The organism is Cytobacillus horneckiae (assembly GCF_002835735.1).
Classification (GTDB): domain Bacteria; phylum Bacillota; class Bacilli; order Bacillales; family Cytobacillaceae; genus Cytobacillus; species Cytobacillus horneckiae.
This window is the reverse complement of the sequence record NZ_PISD01000042.1, coordinates 1-16,429: the sequence shown is the minus strand read 5'-3', so window position 1 is coordinate 16,429 and position 16,429 is coordinate 1. Positions and strand designations below refer to the sequence as shown.

Sequence of the window (16,429 nt, the reverse complement as noted above, 5' to 3'; positions counted from 1 at the left end):
ATATTTAGCTAGCTTTTGTTAGGTTTAGCTTTTCTACCATCATCATTGCATCAAATACTGCTTCTTTCGTAATTTCTCTCTTCATAAAATGAATAGATTCATGGGGAAGAATTGCTTTTTCAATTATTGCAGATAAAAGTTCTTTATTTTCATTTGCTATGTTTAATTGACTTAAGCTGGTTGGAAGCACCCATGTTTGATAATAATCTAGAAGTTTTATTAATTCCTCCTGCTTATCCTCTAACGCTAATTGAACAAGTATGCCATAGGCGACTAATTCCCCGTGAAGAAGGGATTTCACCTCTTTTGCTTCTGTAAGGCCGTTATGAATGGAGTGAGCACCAGCAATTCTGCCTGCTTTTTCACCAAATCCGCCCACCATGCCACCTGTCATGAAGATCGCTTCTATTACTCTAGTTAACTCATTTGTAACTATTCCCTTGTTGACAGAGTCAAGTGCAGATTGGCCATCCTTTAGCAAGACATCGCGACAAATGATTGCTGAAAATTGAGAAACCTTGACAGGCACTGGCAATTCCTCTTCTGTGAAAAATGCTTCAATTAACGCATCGGCTTCATAAAATTTTGCTAACGTATCACCGATTCCAGCCTTTAAATATTGCACAGGCGCTTCGGCAATGATGGCAGGTTCAACGAGTACGAGCGTAGTAGCTAACGGAAACTCTGTATAATGCGTGAAAGCGCCATTCCTATCATAAAAAACACTCAATGGTGTCCAGGCGGCACAAGTAGCAGCAATAGACGGAATTAAAATGGATTTAATATCTGCTTGTACAGCAGTTGCTTTAGTAATATCAAGTGCAGTACCGCCGCCAATTCCTAATACAGCATCTATCCCATTGCTTTTTAGTTTATTTGCTAGCTGATTGACCTTTTCCAATGTCGTATGACCTTCAACAAAGGTTAAATTTGACTCTTCCAACCTAGTAATTTCTTCTGGTAAATATGGCTTTGTAGCTTGCCATGATTTTCTTCCAGAAATGATATGTAGGTTTTTAATTTGCAGCTCTGCGATGAACTCTGGTAGCTCTCCTAGAATGCCTTCGCCAATTCTATAATGTCCAGGAGCGCCTTTCACGATTGATGTCGGCATATTTTTCTTCCTCTTTTCTGTTTGGGGAATTATGTTAACAAAACAAAAATGCCTCTCAAAATAGAGAGGCATAAATATATCTGAATAATTAAGTACCTCTCTTATTTTTCAAAATACATTCGTATTTTGCAGGATTTAGCACCTGTTCATAAATTAAATTATGAATGGTTGCCGGGCGTCACAGGGCCAGTCCCTCAGCCTCTCTCAATAAGAGAATAATTTTATTAAATTTTTATATTCATAATATTACTGTTATATTAAAAAGTCAATCATATTTTTCAATTTGATCACTTGGAGGTTTAATACAAGGTGATTAATGATGATGTTCACTATGTGATGTTGGTTCCGCTTCTTTTTGATCGGTAATACTTGCCGTTTGTGATATGCCGATGGTACAGATAATAAAAATGCTAAGTAAAAAGGAAAGGTAGAATGGGAGCGACCGGCTTTTTAGGACATTCTTGACTTTTAGTTCCTTGCTTAACAAAAGCATCATTGAAAGAATGCTTAATAAGTATATTATATCCATCGCTATAACCATTAAAGTAATCTCTGCAGGTGCGAGCATGATTCCCAGCATGGCACCCATCATTGCCCCCATCAAACTTGATGCCTGGGCCTCAACTACTCCATTTGTGCCAAAGGGCAGTCCGATAAGCACAGCGATGGCTGCGCTTATAACGACGGCAAAAATAGTGGATAAAGCCATCTGTGGAATCCATAATGCCATTAATAACCCAATCGTTAAGCTGCTTGTCATCCCAACTACCATTGGAATACATTTTGAAAACGACTTCTTAACATCTACATGATTTTTCTTAGAGCTAATAAAGAAATACACACTATAAGCAAGAACCATTAAAAGACTGATGATTAACAACATGTATAAAACCTCCTCTTTTTAATCGTCCCTTACATTTATATTTGAAAATTGGATTTATATTCCGTATTGAATAAATCGTAGCTTCAATAGGGGGAATGCGAGGAATAAATCAAGTTTATTCGGCTGAATCGGTGAAAAAGAGTGAGCATCAGCGGAATAAATAAATTTTCGTCACAGCGTTATAACATAGCAAAACATCTATATGCTCGAGGTAAGATTGGTGATCAGCATAAGAAAACCATAAAGATTTACTAATAGGTGTTGAACGCAAATAGTTGGACAACTTTTTGATGTTATTTTTGAAATAATTGGAACTTTTTTCGTGCCCCATTCGTACTTATTAATGAACAGGGGGGAGAGGTTTGGGAAGAGCTTATAAAGCTAAGCGGATATTTTTAGCTTTAAGTATTGGCGTTGGGTTTATTTCGGCAATAGGGGTGTTCTTTATACCGCAAAAGATTGCGGAAATATTTTATCATGACGCAAGCATTTGGATGATACTTGTGCCGAAATCTGCCCATTTGATGTATGGTATTGGATTTTTCTTTATTACAGTTGCGCTGCTTGCAATAGCACTATTAAACTTGAAAAAGCAATCATTTATTTTAGGTGCCGGATTGGTTTTATTAAGCATTATTCCTTTCTATTTAGGCAGTCAAGGCTACATAATATTTTCACATGAATCAATTTCATTTTCTTATCCTCTATCAACAGATAAGTATGAATACGGCTGGCAAGACTTAAAGGAAATTAACTATTTTGAACCGACAGGCAATGAAAGAGGTCAATATGTCTTTACCTTCCATGATCAAAATGAATTGTCTTTAGAGGACAATCTATATTTTAGTGATCTTATCGCTCCACTATTTGCCAAGCTTGATTCTATTAATTTGAAAATTGAGAGAGCGGCTAACTAAACAGGCGGAGAAGAATTTCGTTCTTCTCCTAGAATCTTATTCTTTTTGCTGCCATCGCTGTAATTTTTTTAAAAGAGTAGTGTGATGGACTCCTAATTCTTTAGCTGCTTTTCTTTTTGACATGTTTCTTTGTATTGCTTCATCAATTATCATTCTTTCATAGTTTTCGATTTGAGCCTTTAGCGTTTTTGGTGTTTGTTGTCGTGATGTGTGGTAAATATGAGGAGGCAGATGCTTTGGTTGAATAATTCTTTCTGGGATAGAAACAATCAGGCTTTCAATGATGTTTTTTAGCTCTCGTATATTCCCTGGCCAGTGATAGGATTGAAGAACACTTTTAGTTGTTGGGAGAAGCTCTTTCTCTATCCGGTATTGTTCTTTAAAGTTGAGAAAGAAATGATCGATAAAAACATCGATATCTTCAATTCTTTCCTTTAATGGCGGAATATCTAGTGTAACAACAGCAATTCGATAAAATAAGTCCTCGCGAAAATCTCCAACTTTCATTTTAAGCTCTAAATCTTGATTAGTAGCAGAAATGATGCGAATATCAACAGGTTTGGCAAGCGTACCGCCGATTCTTTGAATTTTCTTCTCCTGCAGCACACGCAGTAACTTAACTTGAAGGGAAAGCGGCATTTCCCCAATTTCGTCCAATAAAAAAGTACCTCCATCTGCAAGTTCAAGCAAGCCCATTTTTCCTTCCTTTTTAGAGCCTGTAAATGCGCCGCCTTCATAGCCAAATAATTCAGATTCAAGTAGCTGCTCAGGGATTGCCGCGCAGTTCACTTTTATAAATGGTTTTTTCCTTCTATTGCTCATATGGTGTATTAAATTTGCAATTTCTTCTTTTCCTGCTCCTGAGGGACCAGTGATAAGAATACTTGTAGGAAAAGGAGCAATCTGTTCCACTTTTTGAACGATTCTTTTCATTTGCATACTTGAATAAAAGAATTGAGATTGCTGTTCGTCCATAAAATCAAATGTAAAGCGATGGTTGTTAAGTTTTGTTATATTCTCTACTCTTTCTAGCTCGTCTTTTAGTTGATTGAGTTTGGTTATGTCTCTAACGCTCGCTACAACCAATTCGATTTGTCCGTCCTCATCGAAAACCGGCATGCCAGTTACCATGGCATCCTTTTTGCCGCCGAGCTTTTGCATAATGCTGACCGTTTCTTTTTGCTCAAGTACAAGGAGGGAGGCGGACTGATTGATATAGCCTTCCTTAACTAAATCCCCCATATAGCGCCCTACCAGTTCTTTCCGATTGAAGCCGGAAAGCCTTTCATAAGCCGCATTAACATAAAGAGTGAATCCTTTAGGGTCAACTAAATAGATGCCATCTGGAACATACTCAAGTACGGTAATCAATTGGTCTATTGTTCTTGTGGTGGGATTTAAGTTTAATAGATTCATTTCACTGGCTCCTTTATAGTGGTGAAATTTTTCTATTGCAGTTGAATTATGTAACCGCTTTCTATTGAGGATTATACCTAATAGTATCATATATCTATGAAAAAATTCACCAGAATTTACTATCGAAGGTTGATAAAGATAAGTTATAAAGGCGTTGGCATAGCAATTGCATATTGTTTGGTATGAAAGGAGGGAAAAAGCATGAGTGTGGATAAGAAAAGGCAGCTTATTGATGGAGAATGGATATTCTCGAACCGGTTTTATCCATTGGAAAATCCTTATAATGGTGAAATCATTGCTGAAATATGCAGAGCAGATGAGAGTGATGTGCAAAAGGCAATTTCATCTGCATACAGGGCTCAAGAAGTCATGAGAGAAATGCCGGCATTTAAACGGTCAGAGATTTTGTATAAAGTGTCTGAAATACTAGAGTTCAGAAAAGAAGAGTTCGCTAAATTAATTGTATTAGAATCTGGAAAGCCAATAAATGCAGCTAGAGGAGAGATGCAGAGAACTGTAGAGACCTATCGTTTAGCAGCAGAAGAAGCGAAGCGTTTATACGGAGAAACAATCCCGATGGATGCTTCTGCGGGAGGGACAGGACGTATCGGGTTGACATGGCAGGAGCCATTAGGGGTTGTTGTTGCAATCACTCCATTTAATTTTCCTTTCAATTTGGTTGCACACAAACTTGGACCGGCTTTTGCAGCAGGAAATACGGTTGTTTTGAAGCCTGCCGAGCAAACGCCTTTAGGATCAATAGCAATTGCTGAAGTATTTATGGAAGCGGGTCTGCCTAAAGGAGCACTACAAGTTGTTACTGGCTATGGAGAAGAATTGAGTGATGCACTGATCGCTGATGAACGCGTACGAAAAGTGACCTTTACTGGCAGCGCTGCGGTAGGAAAGCTGATTAAAAGTAAGGTGGGTTTAAGAAAATGCACTTTGGAGCTTGGTTCAAATGCTGCGGTTATTATTGAGCCGGATATAGATATTGCAAAAATTGTTCCCCGCTGTGTAGAAACAGCCTACTCATTTTCTGGCCAGCTATGTATTTCTCTACAAAGAATTTATGTACAGCAATCAATCTATCGGTCATTTGTTGAGGCTTTTGTAGAGCAGTCAAAATTGTTAAAGCTTGGAGACCCGAATGAAGAAACAACAGATATAAGCGTACTTATTCATGAAAAGGAAGCTGCCCGTGTTAAGGGATGGATTGATGATGCGCTGGAGGCTGGTGCTGAGGTTGCTTGCGGCGGTGAAGGTGAAGGCGCTATGCTCGAGCCGACCGTTTTATTAAATGTGAATAACGAGATGGCTGTTTCTTGTATGGAAACCTTTGCTCCGATTGTCTCAATCGTTCCTTATGAAAATTTACAAGCAGCAATTGATATGGCTAATCATTCTAACTTTGGATTGAATCTAGGGATTTACACATCTAATATTTTTAATGCCTTCGATGCAGCGAGACAGCTTAAGGCCGGCGGCGTCATTATCAATGATGCACCGACATTCCGTGTTGATCATATGCCGTACGGCGGTATAAAAGATAGTGGTTATGGTAGAGAAGGTGTCCATTATGCAGTTCAGGAAATGACTGAAACGAAATTTGTATCAATTAATACAAAACTATAAACATTAGGAGGTACTAAGATGGCTAATATTATTAAGCCAAGACCTAAATTATATGTAATGGATAATGGCAGAATGAGAATGGATAAAAATTATATGGTGGCGATGCATAATCCTGCCAATATTGATGAACCAAATAAGCCAGCCACCTTCGTTGAATTCCCTATCTATACTGTTCTCATTGATCATCCAGAAGGAAAAATATTATTTGATACAGCCTGCAACCCTAATTCCATGGGGGAAAAAGGAAGATGGGAAGAAATGACTCAAAAAACGTTCCCTTGGCAGGCAGATGAAGAATGTTATTTACATCATCGATTAGAACAGTTAAATGTCCGACCGGAAGATATTAAATTTGTTGTCGCCTCACATCTCCACTTGGATCATGCCGGCTGTCTGGAAATGTTTACGAATGCGAAGATTATTGTGCATGAAGACGAATTAAACGGAACGCTTCGTTCTTATGCGAATCACGATAAAAATGGCGCATATATTTGGGCGGATATTGATGCCTGGATTAAGAATCACCTCCAATGGAAAACGATTGGAAGAGAAGAAGATAATCTGGAATTGGTTGAAGGAGTAAAAATTTTAAACTTTGGCAGCGGTCATGCTTGGGGGCTTCTAGGGCTTCATATTGATATGCCTGAAACGGGAGGAATTATTCTTGCCTCTGATGCAGTATACTCTGCAGAAAATTATGGTCCGCCTATAAAGATTCCGGGAATTATTTATGATTCATTAGGGTATGTCAAAGCAGTTGAAAAAATTAAAAAGATACAAAAGGAAACAAACTCGCAAGTCTGGTTTGGGCATGACCCGGTACAGTTTAATGAGTTTGTTAAATCTACTAAAGGCTACTATGAATAAGGAGGTGTGAGTATGAAAGTAAAATCAGCCGTGCTTCAAGTGATGGGTGCCTCAAGGCCGTATAAAGAGAGCAAGCCGCTGGTTATTCAGGAATTAGAGTTAGATGACCCTGGTCGTGGGGAAGTATTGGTTGAAATAAAGGCTGCGGGATTATGTCATTCTGATTTATCAGTGATAAATGGTAGCAGGCCAAGACCGCTGCCTATGGCTTTAGGACACGAAGCAGCAGGAGTAGTTGTAAAAACTGGTTCAGGAGTAACCAATTATAAGACTGGAGATCATGTGATATGTATTTTCGTTCCTACATGCGGACACTGTTTGCCATGTCAGGAGGGCAGACCTGCACTTTGTGAGGAGGGAGCAAAATCCAATAGCGAGGGAACTTTGTTAAACGGGGAACGCCGCCTCCATGCTGGCCATGAATACATTTATCACCATGTTGGTGTTTGTGCCTTCTCTGATTATGTTGTAGTATCTGAGCATTCTCTCGTTAAAGTAGACCCTGATATTCCATTTGAAAAGGTTGCATTATTTGGTTGTGCCGTTTTAACAGGCGTTGGTGCAGTCGTAAATACTGCTAATGTAAGAATGGGCAGCTCTGTCGCAGTTGTTGGACTGGGTGGAGTAGGTTTAAGTGCTTTGCTTGGAGCGGTTGCTTCAGGGGCAAGGGATATAATTGCAGTTGATATCAATCCAGAAAAGCTTCACTTTGCAAAAGAGCTTGGAGCCACACATATTTTTAATTCAAAAGATAAAGATTGTATAGAGAGAATTAAAGAAATAACTTCCGGCGGAGTAGAATATGCCTTTGAAACCGCTGGGGCAGTACCTGCAATGAAGGTAGCCTATAAAATTACAAGACGAGGCGGAACGACTGTTACGACCGGATTGCCCCATCCTGAGCATGAGTTTTCTTTTCCTCAAGTCACATTAACGGCTGAGGAAAGGGTATTAAAAGGGTCTTACTTAGGAAGCTGTGTCCCCTCAAGGGATATTCCTCGATTTATTGAATTATATAAACAGGGTCGCTTGCCGGTCGATCGGTTATTAAGTGGTATGATTCCATTAGAAGAAATTAACGAGGGTTTCGACAAGCTAGCAGCAGGAGAAATCAATCGTATGATGGTTATTCCGTAAAATTCTTAAATTAGCTTCTCCACACTTTTGTGCGAGAAGCTTTTATTTTTTTGCAAACATTTGTTAACAATAGAACATAATAACCACCTAATGATAAAATATCCATAAATGTTTAATCCTTTACAAACAGGGGAGAATGAGATGAAATTTACATATTAGGCCAATAATAAAAGAAGATGCGCCATCATTAAATGAATTAAGGAGGCAGCCATCAATTGTAGACCAAACAATGGCATTGCCATCTGAAGGAGTGAGTGATACTAAGGCTTATATTGCCGCTTTTAGTATAGATGATCATGCGTATGTTGCCGAAATAGAAGGCAAAGTGGTAGGAATAGCTATCCTTGAGGAATATATCAATCGCCATTCATGAACAATATCAAAAGCAAGGCATTGGTAGTAAGCTGCTCGATTGTTTGTTAGAGCTTGCGGATAGGCATTTAAGGTTAATTAGAATAGAATTAGATGTTACAGCTAGGAATGAACGAGCATTGCATCTGTATGAACGAAAGGGATTTAAAAAGGAAGGTCTGCTTGAAAAGGTTCACTATAGTCAAGGGGCGTTACAGGATGTAATCATCATGGGGAGAGTACAAAACTTTTAGTCATTTTAAAGGGATTTCTTATATAAAAATAGAAGAAAAGATTTGTATATCAGAAAATAGCTCATTTCCTTTTTCGCTGAAAAAACAATAATCAAAGGAGAACAACTGCTTTGAACGACTTGATAATTGAACAGTTAAAATCGTACTTTAAAGGAATCGATCCAGCTGAACTGAAGATAGAGCAGATGGAATACGAAGAGAATGTTTATGATATTTTATTTGAGGAATGGGGCGAGTCTGTCGGGTCCGTACGGTTTGATGAATTGGGGATTGCTGAATTCTTTATTTATACAGACGAAATTGACACCTTGCCTGGAAAGGCTTCAAAGTTTGATATGATTATGCAGGCAGAGGGCTTTATTGATAGGTTCTATAATAAGGAATTTAAAAATGGGCTGTATTTATCAGCTTATATTGATTTAGGTGAGTACCATATTGTTCTTTACAATCGCAAGGATGAACGGCTGGATAAGGAGCTTCCAGATTCGGGTATCAGTTTTACGATGCTGTCAAACGGTCTTATTAGTGCTGTTGAGCGGGAAAAGTTAGGATATGATATTCATTACCCTGATCAAAGCATCACTTCGAATCAGGCAAAGGAGATATACTATAATCAGCTGCAGCTTGAGCCGGTTATTGCAAAATATGCAAAAGATACATATCTTTATGGCGATAATTGTTATCACTATGTATATGAATTGGAAGACCATATCATTGAAGTAGATACTGCCGGGAACATTCATACAACTGAGGTACTAGGCATTGGGCGCAGTATTATAGATAAACTCCCGAATGTAACAAATTATACTGATATATATACTCTCGCTGGGTTAACTGAAGAGCATATGAAAGTGGCAGAGGTGAAGAAGGGCAATCAAAGAATGGAAGTTTGGAGCCGATTGCCTAAGGAAAGCCTGCGTGTTAGTGATGAAGATTTAACGGACGATGAATTGGATATACCAGAAGCAATAAAGTTAGTCTTCTATAACGATGGGAGATTAATAAAGCTTATGGGCCAGGAATATCATCAAAGCGATGATGTGATTTCTTATGAAGAAGCATTAAATCGAGCAATTTCGCTTTTAGCAGCGATTTCCATACAGCCGTTAAACCATTTTCGTTTACAAAAGAATCTACAGCTTCCTGCTTTGGGAGAAGATGACGGGGCTGCTGAAGTAGATTCTTATTTTTTTACATTTATACGCTATGAACGGGGTGTACGTGTTACTGATGCAACGGTCACTGTAGAGGTAGATGCGACAGGCATCGTTAAGCATGCTGACGCAGACCCTGAAGTACTAAACGATTTTTCCAATATAGATCTTCATGAGGAAGTTTCTTTATCGGAAGCAAGAAAAATGATAAAAGAAGCCTTGTTTATGGATTTATCATGGGTAAAAGACCATCATGCACAGCGTTATACGCTATCCTATTTGCCTTCCTATCCGATGACAACCGGGCATATTAAAATGATTCATACGAAAACGGGTGAACCATGGGTGATAGATACGTCATGCATGGATCAATATTAGGGGCGGCCTTCCAAAGGAGGGGCGTCTTTTTTTGCTTAAATACAGATTAGTGATTGTCAAAATTTTTTATTGACATTAAGTAAACAAAATCATAATATGTTTAGTATATTACAAACAAAATTAAGGGTTGATTGATAATGAAACTATCTGAAATGTTTTGGAATGCAACACAGACTGAGCTGAAGCAGGGTTATATAGAGCAGGAAAATCATTTTATTTGTCTTTTATGCGGCAAGGCAACAGAAAAGGGAATTATTTATGGCAAGGACGGCATATTTTATGAAGCTGAAAAGTTTATAGTGAAACATTTGGAAGATGATCATGAATCTGTGTTCACATACTTAATTCATTTAGATAAAAAATTAACAGGATTAACCGACCACCAAAATCGATTATTGCGCTTATTTTATGAAGGCAGAACAGATGCAGAAATACAGAAGGAACTTGATATCGGCAGCTCTTCGACGATTCGCAATCATCGTTTTGTATTAAAGGAAAAAGAGCGTCAGGCGAAGCTGTTTTTAACAATGATGGATTTATTGAAAGAAAAGGATAAGCACCATCCTGCATTTATTGATATTCACCAAACAGCGAGAATGATTGATGACCGTTACAATGTAACACAGGCGGAGAAGGACGAAATGCTTCAAAAATTTTTTGGTGATGGAAAACTGACCAGATTTCCTTCAAAGGAAAAACAGCGTTTAGTTATTTTAAGGGAAGTGCTTGAGCGATTTCAGCCGGAGAAAAGATACAAAGAAAAAGAAGTGAACGATCTATTAAGCCAAGTATATGAGGACTATGCTTTGCTGCGGCGATATTTAATTGATTATGGCTTTATTGATCGAACCCAGGATGGAAGTATGTATTGGAGAAAAGGATAGGAAGGGAGCGACAGGAAAATGAATCGAAAGAAAGAATTAAAACAAATGTATAAAGAAACAAAAGTAGAGTCAGGAGTATATGAAATTAGAAATATGCGAAACGATAAAAGGTTTATCGCCAGCACCCCAAACTTAAAAACATTAAATGGTAAGAAGTTCACATTGAAAAACGGTACCTTTATAAATAAAGCGCTGCAGGAAGATTGGAATAGCCATGGTGAAGATTCGTTTGAATTTACAGTGTTAGAGGTGCTAAAAAAGAAAGAGGAAGGCTATTTCAATGAGAAGTCGGAGCTTGAAAAGCTTGAGGAAAAGTGGCTTGAAAAATTGCAGCCTTATGGAGAGAATGGGTATAATTGACATGTGGCTCTAATGTAGTATTAAAAATAGGCGCATTGTTCTAAAAAAAAGCTTGCAATGTTTTTCAATGCGTTGTAAGATGTTTACACTAATACTGAGAGGGTGGCCATATAAGATGATTTTATAATCCTATTTAAAAACAACATTCGTAAATATTACGGTGTCATTTTGAATGGGATTAGTCTGAAATCATTTAGGGAAAATGCAACGTGGGTTTTCTCTGTTTTATGGCGTAGACTGCCTCCTATCCAAAGTGACGGATAGGAGGTTTTTTTACTTTCTATCGACAGTAAAGAAAGTGAAGGTGAGTCATTATGACAGGAGAACAAAGAAAGAAACTGATCATATTAATGATCAATATGTTTATTACAATAGGAAGTTTCGGAATTGTCATTCCCATTCTGCCTGCTTACTTGGCATCAATCAATCAAGGAGGAACCGCTGCAGGCTTAATGATTGCCATCTTTGCAGGAGCGCAGCTTGTGTTTTCTCCTGTTGCTGGTAAGTGGGCGGATCAGTATGGTCGAAGGAAAATGATTATATACGGATTGATCCTTTTGACCGCATCAATGTTTATTTTCTATGGATTTAATTCTATTTGGATGCTGTATGTTTCAAGGGTAATTGGAGGGATTGGTGCCGCATTGCTCGTCCCGGCAATTTTTGCTTATGTGGCAGATATTACGACACTGGAGCAGAGAGCGAAAGGGAATAGCTTTGTTTCTGCAGCCATGTCATTAGGGGTTGTCGTAGGTCCTGGTATTGGCGGCTTTTTAGCGGAATATGGCTTGAAAATGCCATTTCTTATTTCTGCTCTTGTTTCACTAGTGGCGGTGTTCTTTTCAATAGCCGTCCTCAAGGAAAGCCGGTCTGAAGAACAAATGGCAACAATGCAGATTGCTGATGAAGAGCCAATGGTGAAGAAAATCGCCCGTTCAGTCAAAATGCCATACTTTGTCCCTTTAATTATTACACTTGTGATGAGTTTTGGCTTGATGTCCTATGAGTCAGTTTTAGGTCTATTTGTGGATCATCAATTTAATGCTACACCGAAAGATATTGCGATAATGATTACAACGACAGGAGTAATTAGTGTGATTGTTCAGCTGTTTATTGTTGATCGCCTAGTGACAAAATTTGGTGAAGGCACAATTTTAAATATCTTTATCGCATTAGCAGCGGCAGGGTTTTTACTGTCATTGTTTGCAGCCAGCTATGTGTTGTTCTTTGGGGTGACATTAATCATCTTCTTAGCTACCTCTATATTACGGCCTGTACTGAATACATTAATATCAAAACTGGCAGGTAATGAACAGGGCTTTGCGATGGGGATGAATAATATGTACATGAGTATAGGAAATGTATTAGGACCAACCATTGCCGGCATCCTTTATGATGTAGACATGACCTATCCGTTTATATTAGGCCTTGTATTCTTGGTGATTACGTTATTTACAAGCATAAACTGGCAAAGAAAATCGTTGCGTGGAAAGACAGCGGTAAAGATGCAGCGCTCCTAAATACGGTTAATGTAATTTTTATCAAACATTACAATTTTTGGATTGAAATGATTCCGAATTGATGTTAATGTAAAGATAACTATAAATGAACGGAGGTTTCCTGATGATTATTCGCAGACTAAGATTCCAAAATTTGAACCAGTAATTTCATATGGTCAAATCTCTGTCTGTGTACAGAGTAACGGGATTGGTCTGCCTTATTATATAAGGAAACCTAATACTACAAATATATATATTGTAGAGAAGGGGAGACGTGTCTCTCCTTTTTTGCTGTATAAAAAAGCAGCTTGCAAGCCATGAAGCCCCTGTTAACAGAGGTCTATTTCGCTTTCATTTATGTGTAATTTCTACACGTCATGCAGCTGATCCCAATTACTCCAAAAACACAGGCCGAGTCTGTGTTTTTTTATTTGCCAAAAACACAGAAAAATTATGTTATGGAGGATATAAATTATGAAAAAACAAGCGATACTCGTAGGAGTGAATGTGAATCGAAATCAAGAGGATTTTGAGTACAATATGATGGAGCTGGAGAATTTAGCCAATGCCTGTGAGATAGAAGTTCGGGGCCAAGTGACACAAAACTTGCCACATATGAACAGAACTCAATATGTTGGGTCAGGAAAGGTAGAGGAAATACGTCTATTTGTTGAGGAAGCTGAGGCAAATCTAGTTATTGCAGATGATGAACTTTCTCCGTCCCAAATAAGAAATTTAGAATCAGAGCTAGATTGTGAAGTGATCGATCGGACGATGTTAATATTGGAGATTTTCTCTAATCGAGCAAAAACAAAGGAATCTAAAATGCAGGTTGAAGCAGCTCGATTGAAATATATGCTGCCTCGATTAGTCGGAATGAGGGAGGATCTTGGCAGACAAGGCGGGGGTGTTGGTTTAAATAATAGAGGATCAGGGGAGACGAAAATCGAGCTGGATCGCAGGAAGATTGAAGAAAAGATATCCGCATTGAATAAAGAACTGCTTAAGTTTTCCGAGCATAGAAGAACACAAAGAAAACAAAGAAAGAAAAATAATATGCCTGTTGTTTCATTAGTCGGCTATACAAACGCAGGAAAGTCCACACTAATGAACAGCATGCTCGACACCTTTCAAGATGACAGCGATAAAAAAGTATTTGAAAAGGATATGCTATTTGCCACATTAGAAACATCGGTGAGAAAAGTAAATATAAGGGATGGAATGCGCATCCTCTTGACAGATACAGTTGGCTTTATTAATAAATTGCCGCATCATCTTGTAAAGGCTTTTCGTTCCACATTAGAAGAAGTGATAGAAGCGGATTTGCTACTTCATGTGATTGATTCGTCCAATCCACATCATGAGGAACAAAAGAAACTGACAGAGGAAATATTGAATCAGTTAGGAGCAAACGGGATTCCTGTTATCTATGTTTATAATAAAGCAGATTTATGCGGACTACAGATGCCATCTGTACAGGACAATTGCATACAAATATCTGCGAAAAGGAAAATGGGCTTAGAGGAATTAACAAACATGTTATCAGCTCGTCTATTTGCAGACATGCATAAATGTGAGTTCCTTGTACCTTATACTAAAGGTGAGATTGTTTCGTATTTTACTGAAAATAGTCATGTCCTTTTTACTGACTATAAAGAAGAAGGCACTCAATTAATTGTGGAATGTAGCGGGTTGGATGCAGAAAAATATGAGCAGTATCGTGTTTCTCAAAACTAAGAAATAATTTAGGAGAAGCTTGTGCCAAATGAGGCACGAGCTTTTTCCTATTTAGGCAATTTTTAAACCATATGGGTTGATTTTTCCAGTCATTTGGTTTAGGTTAGGGAAATATGGGTAAATGGATTTAGTGGGTAAATGCAATTATTTTCTACATAATAACTAATCTATGTTCATTCCGTTATAATAAAAAATCTGTTTTATTAACATAATTTTTCCGTTTTATCCCCACAATAGAATAGAATGTAACGGATATTTCTTAGCATCATATATGGAGTTAAGCTTAGAAAGAGAAAGGAATATTCTATGAAAAAAATATCAAATGTCTTTTGGATTTCTGTTGCCATTGTTCTTATCTTTGTTTTGATAGGAGTGTTTATGCCATCCGGGTTTGAGGAGGCAACAGCAAATTTGCAGAGCTTTTTAACCGATACGTTTGGTTGGTATTATTTAATTTTAGTAACTATACTTGTGGCTTTTTGTATTTTTCTTATTTTTAGCCCTGTAGGTGCAATAAAACTTGGAAAACAGGATGAAAAGCCGGAGTTCTCTACGGTATCATGGTTCGCTATGCTTTTCAGTGCTGGAATGGGTATTGGTCTTGTTTTTTGGGGTGCTGCAGAGCCAGTATCTCATTTTATGGCACCTCCCCTTGCAGAAAGCGGAACGGATCCAGCATATAGAGAGGCAATGAGGTATACCTTCTTTCACTGGGGTATTCATGCATGGGCAATTTATGGCCTGGTAGCGCTCGTTTTAGCTTATTTTCAATTTAGAAAAGATGAGCCAGGTCTAATATCAGCTACTTTAAAGCCGATATTTGGTAAGGAAAGAATGGAAGGAAAGCTCGGTACACTTATTGATGTACTTGCTGTTTTTGCAACTGTTGTAGGGGTAGCAACTACATTAGGATTCGGGGCCTCTCAAATTAATGGTGGGCTCACCTATTTGTGGGGGATTCCAGACAGTTTTGGCGTACAGGTCATCATCGTAATTATTGTGACCATTTTATTCTTGATCTCTGCCTGGAGCGGTTTGAGTAAAGGGATACAATATTTAAGCAACACAAATATGATTTTAGCTGTTATTTTAGTATTATTGACTTTCGTTTTAGGGCCAACCATCTTGATTCTTAACATGTTTACTGACACAATCGGTGGTTATATTCAGAACATCATCCAAATGAGCTTTAGAATTTCCCCGTTAAATGATGATCATCGGTCATGGATCAACGATTGGACAATATTCTATTGGGCGTGGTGGATCTCATGGTCTCCATTTGTAGGGATATTTATTGCAAGGGTTTCGAGGGGCAGAACAATCAGGGAATTCGTTTCAGGAGTACTCCTTCTTCCAGCATTAGTAAGTTTCTTTTGGTTCACAGTCTTTGGTACTTCTGCAATTGAAGTGCAAAAAGGCGGAGGTTTTGATTTAAGCCAGCTGCCAACAGAACAGGTTCTATTTGCAGTTTTTAGTGATTTTCCATGGTCGCTACTATTATCTATCATCGCGATGTTCCTTGTAGCAATATTTTTTATCACCTCTGCCGATTCAGCGACATTTGTACTGGGGATGCAAACAACATACGGTTCACTTACACCGCCAAATTCTGTGAAAATAACTTGGGGTGTTGCCCAGTCTATCGTCGCATTAATTCTTCTTTATAGTGGAGGCCTGCAGGGACTGCAGAATGCGTTAATAATAGCGGCATTCCCATTCTCATTTATTATTGTACTCATGTTGGTATCGCTCTATCGATCATTAGCAAAAGAGAAAAAGGAATTGGGGCTATATATTAGACCGAAGCCAAGGAATAAACAACAAAAATAATATAAAAAGATGC

15 protein-coding genes and 1 riboswitch are annotated in these 16,429 nt (G+C 38.2%); of the genes, 12 read left to right on the top strand and 3 right to left on the bottom strand.

Features of this window, described 5'->3' with window-relative positions; genetic code table 11:
- Positions 1-4: 4 nt before the first annotated feature.
- Positions 5-1,114 carry an iron-containing alcohol dehydrogenase family protein gene (locus tag CWS20_RS18510; RefSeq protein WP_066190247.1) on the bottom strand — a complete coding sequence of 370 codons (1,110 nt, stop codon included), beginning with the start codon at positions 1,112-1,114 and terminating at the stop codon, positions 5-7.
- Positions 1,115-1,212: 98 nt separating this feature from the next.
- A riboswitch (SAM riboswitch) is annotated at positions 1,213-1,328 on the bottom strand.
- A 99-nt stretch (positions 1,329-1,427) separates the two neighbouring features.
- A complete protein-coding gene (locus CWS20_RS18505; protein ID WP_066190248.1) occupies positions 1,428-1,997 on the bottom strand; it encodes a hypothetical protein in 570 nt (189 codons plus the stop codon).
- 362 nt (positions 1,998-2,359) lie between these two features.
- On the opposite strand from CWS20_RS18505, the gene CWS20_RS18500 reads away from it, so the two are divergent.
- Complete coding sequence (locus CWS20_RS18500) at positions 2,360-2,914, top strand: hypothetical protein (protein ID WP_066190250.1); 555 nt, start codon at positions 2,360-2,362, stop codon at positions 2,912-2,914.
- 36 nt (positions 2,915-2,950) lie between these two features.
- On the opposite strand, the gene CWS20_RS18495 is transcribed toward CWS20_RS18500, so the two are convergent.
- Complete coding sequence (locus tag CWS20_RS18495) at positions 2,951-4,330, bottom strand: sigma-54 interaction domain-containing protein (protein WP_066190253.1); 1,380 nt, start codon at positions 4,328-4,330, stop codon at positions 2,951-2,953.
- 201 nt (positions 4,331-4,531) lie between these two features.
- Here CWS20_RS18495 and CWS20_RS18490 point away from each other — a divergent pair, with 201 nt between their 5' ends.
- From CWS20_RS18490 to CWS20_RS18450, 11 genes are all read left to right on the top strand, one after another.
- The gene (locus CWS20_RS18490) at positions 4,532-5,965 is read left to right on the top strand and encodes an aldehyde dehydrogenase family protein (protein WP_066190255.1); all 1,434 of its coding nucleotides are present in this window, start codon (positions 4,532-4,534) and stop codon (positions 5,963-5,965) included.
- A gap of 18 nt (positions 5,966-5,983) precedes the next feature.
- On the top strand, positions 5,984-6,832 hold the full coding sequence (gene ahlS, locus CWS20_RS18485) for an AhlS family quorum-quenching N-acyl homoserine lactonase (RefSeq protein WP_066190261.1): 849 nt from the start codon (positions 5,984-5,986) through the stop codon (positions 6,830-6,832).
- A 12-nt stretch (positions 6,833-6,844) separates the two neighbouring features.
- On the top strand, positions 6,845-7,969 hold the full coding sequence (locus tag CWS20_RS18480; RefSeq protein ID WP_066190264.1) for a zinc-dependent alcohol dehydrogenase family protein: 1,125 nt from the start codon (positions 6,845-6,847) through the stop codon (positions 7,967-7,969).
- A 229-nt stretch (positions 7,970-8,198) separates the two neighbouring features.
- Positions 8,199-8,342, top strand: coding sequence for a hypothetical protein (locus tag CWS20_RS28100; RefSeq protein ID WP_157090479.1), 144 nt, complete (start codon positions 8,199-8,201; stop codon positions 8,340-8,342).
- Entirely contained in the window at positions 8,314-8,574 is a 261-nt protein-coding gene (locus CWS20_RS18475; protein WP_066190266.1) for a GNAT family N-acetyltransferase, read from the top strand. Before CWS20_RS28100 ends, CWS20_RS18475 begins: the two co-directional genes overlap by 29 nt.
- 110 nt (positions 8,575-8,684) lie before the next feature.
- Positions 8,685-10,106, top strand: a complete 1,422-nt coding sequence (locus CWS20_RS18470; RefSeq protein ID WP_066190269.1) for a YcdB/YcdC domain-containing protein — start codon at positions 8,685-8,687, stop codon at positions 10,104-10,106.
- A 137-nt stretch (positions 10,107-10,243) separates the two neighbouring features.
- Positions 10,244-10,990: a DUF2087 domain-containing protein gene (locus CWS20_RS18465; protein ID WP_066190272.1), complete on the top strand. Its 747-nt coding sequence runs from the start codon at positions 10,244-10,246 to the stop codon at positions 10,988-10,990.
- Positions 10,991-11,008: 18 nt separating this feature from the next.
- Complete coding sequence (locus CWS20_RS28495) at positions 11,009-11,350, top strand: GIY-YIG nuclease family protein (protein ID WP_066190276.1); 342 nt, start codon at positions 11,009-11,011, stop codon at positions 11,348-11,350.
- 314 nt (positions 11,351-11,664) lie between these two features.
- Positions 11,665-12,870 (top strand): MFS transporter, encoded by a 1,206-nt coding sequence (locus CWS20_RS18460; RefSeq protein WP_066190279.1) that lies wholly within the window; start codon positions 11,665-11,667, stop codon positions 12,868-12,870.
- Between the two features lie 453 nt (positions 12,871-13,323).
- Positions 13,324-14,586 (top strand): GTPase HflX, encoded by a 1,263-nt coding sequence (gene hflX, locus CWS20_RS18455; protein ID WP_066190282.1) that lies wholly within the window; start codon positions 13,324-13,326, stop codon positions 14,584-14,586.
- A 306-nt stretch (positions 14,587-14,892) separates the two neighbouring features.
- On the top strand, positions 14,893-16,416 hold the full coding sequence (locus CWS20_RS18450; RefSeq protein ID WP_066190285.1) for a glycine betaine uptake BCCT transporter: 1,524 nt from the start codon (positions 14,893-14,895) through the stop codon (positions 16,414-16,416).
- Positions 16,417-16,429: the final 13 nt, after the last annotated feature.

Bases quoted from the DNA above. Each gene is read 5' to 3' on its own strand.
- ahlS (WP_066190261.1), top strand. From the start codon at position 5,984: ATGGCTAATATTATTAAGCCAAGACCTAAATTATATGTAATGGATAAT.
- CWS20_RS28100 (WP_157090479.1), top strand. From the start codon at position 8,199: ATGGCATTGCCATCTGAAGGAGTGAGTGATACTAAGGCTTATATTGCC.
- CWS20_RS18450 (WP_066190285.1), top strand. From the start codon at position 14,893: ATGAAAAAAATATCAAATGTCTTTTGGATTTCTGTTGCCATTGTTCTT.
- CWS20_RS18490 (WP_066190255.1), top strand. From the start codon at position 4,532: ATGAGTGTGGATAAGAAAAGGCAGCTTATTGATGGAGAATGGATATTC.
- CWS20_RS18460 (WP_066190279.1), top strand. From the start codon at position 11,665: ATGACAGGAGAACAAAGAAAGAAACTGATCATATTAATGATCAATATG.
- CWS20_RS18510 (WP_066190247.1), bottom strand. From the start codon at position 1,114: ATGCCGACATCAATCGTGAAAGGCGCTCCTGGACATTATAGAATTGGC.
- CWS20_RS28495 (WP_066190276.1), top strand. From the start codon at position 11,009: ATGAATCGAAAGAAAGAATTAAAACAAATGTATAAAGAAACAAAAGTA.
- hflX (WP_066190282.1), top strand. From the start codon at position 13,324: ATGAAAAAACAAGCGATACTCGTAGGAGTGAATGTGAATCGAAATCAA.
- CWS20_RS18480 (WP_066190264.1), top strand. From the start codon at position 6,845: ATGAAAGTAAAATCAGCCGTGCTTCAAGTGATGGGTGCCTCAAGGCCG.
- CWS20_RS18465 (WP_066190272.1), top strand. From the start codon at position 10,244: ATGAAACTATCTGAAATGTTTTGGAATGCAACACAGACTGAGCTGAAG.
- CWS20_RS18495 (WP_066190253.1), bottom strand. From the start codon at position 4,330: ATGAATCTATTAAACTTAAATCCCACCACAAGAACAATAGACCAATTG.
- CWS20_RS18505 (WP_066190248.1), bottom strand. From the start codon at position 1,997: ATGTTGTTAATCATCAGTCTTTTAATGGTTCTTGCTTATAGTGTGTAT.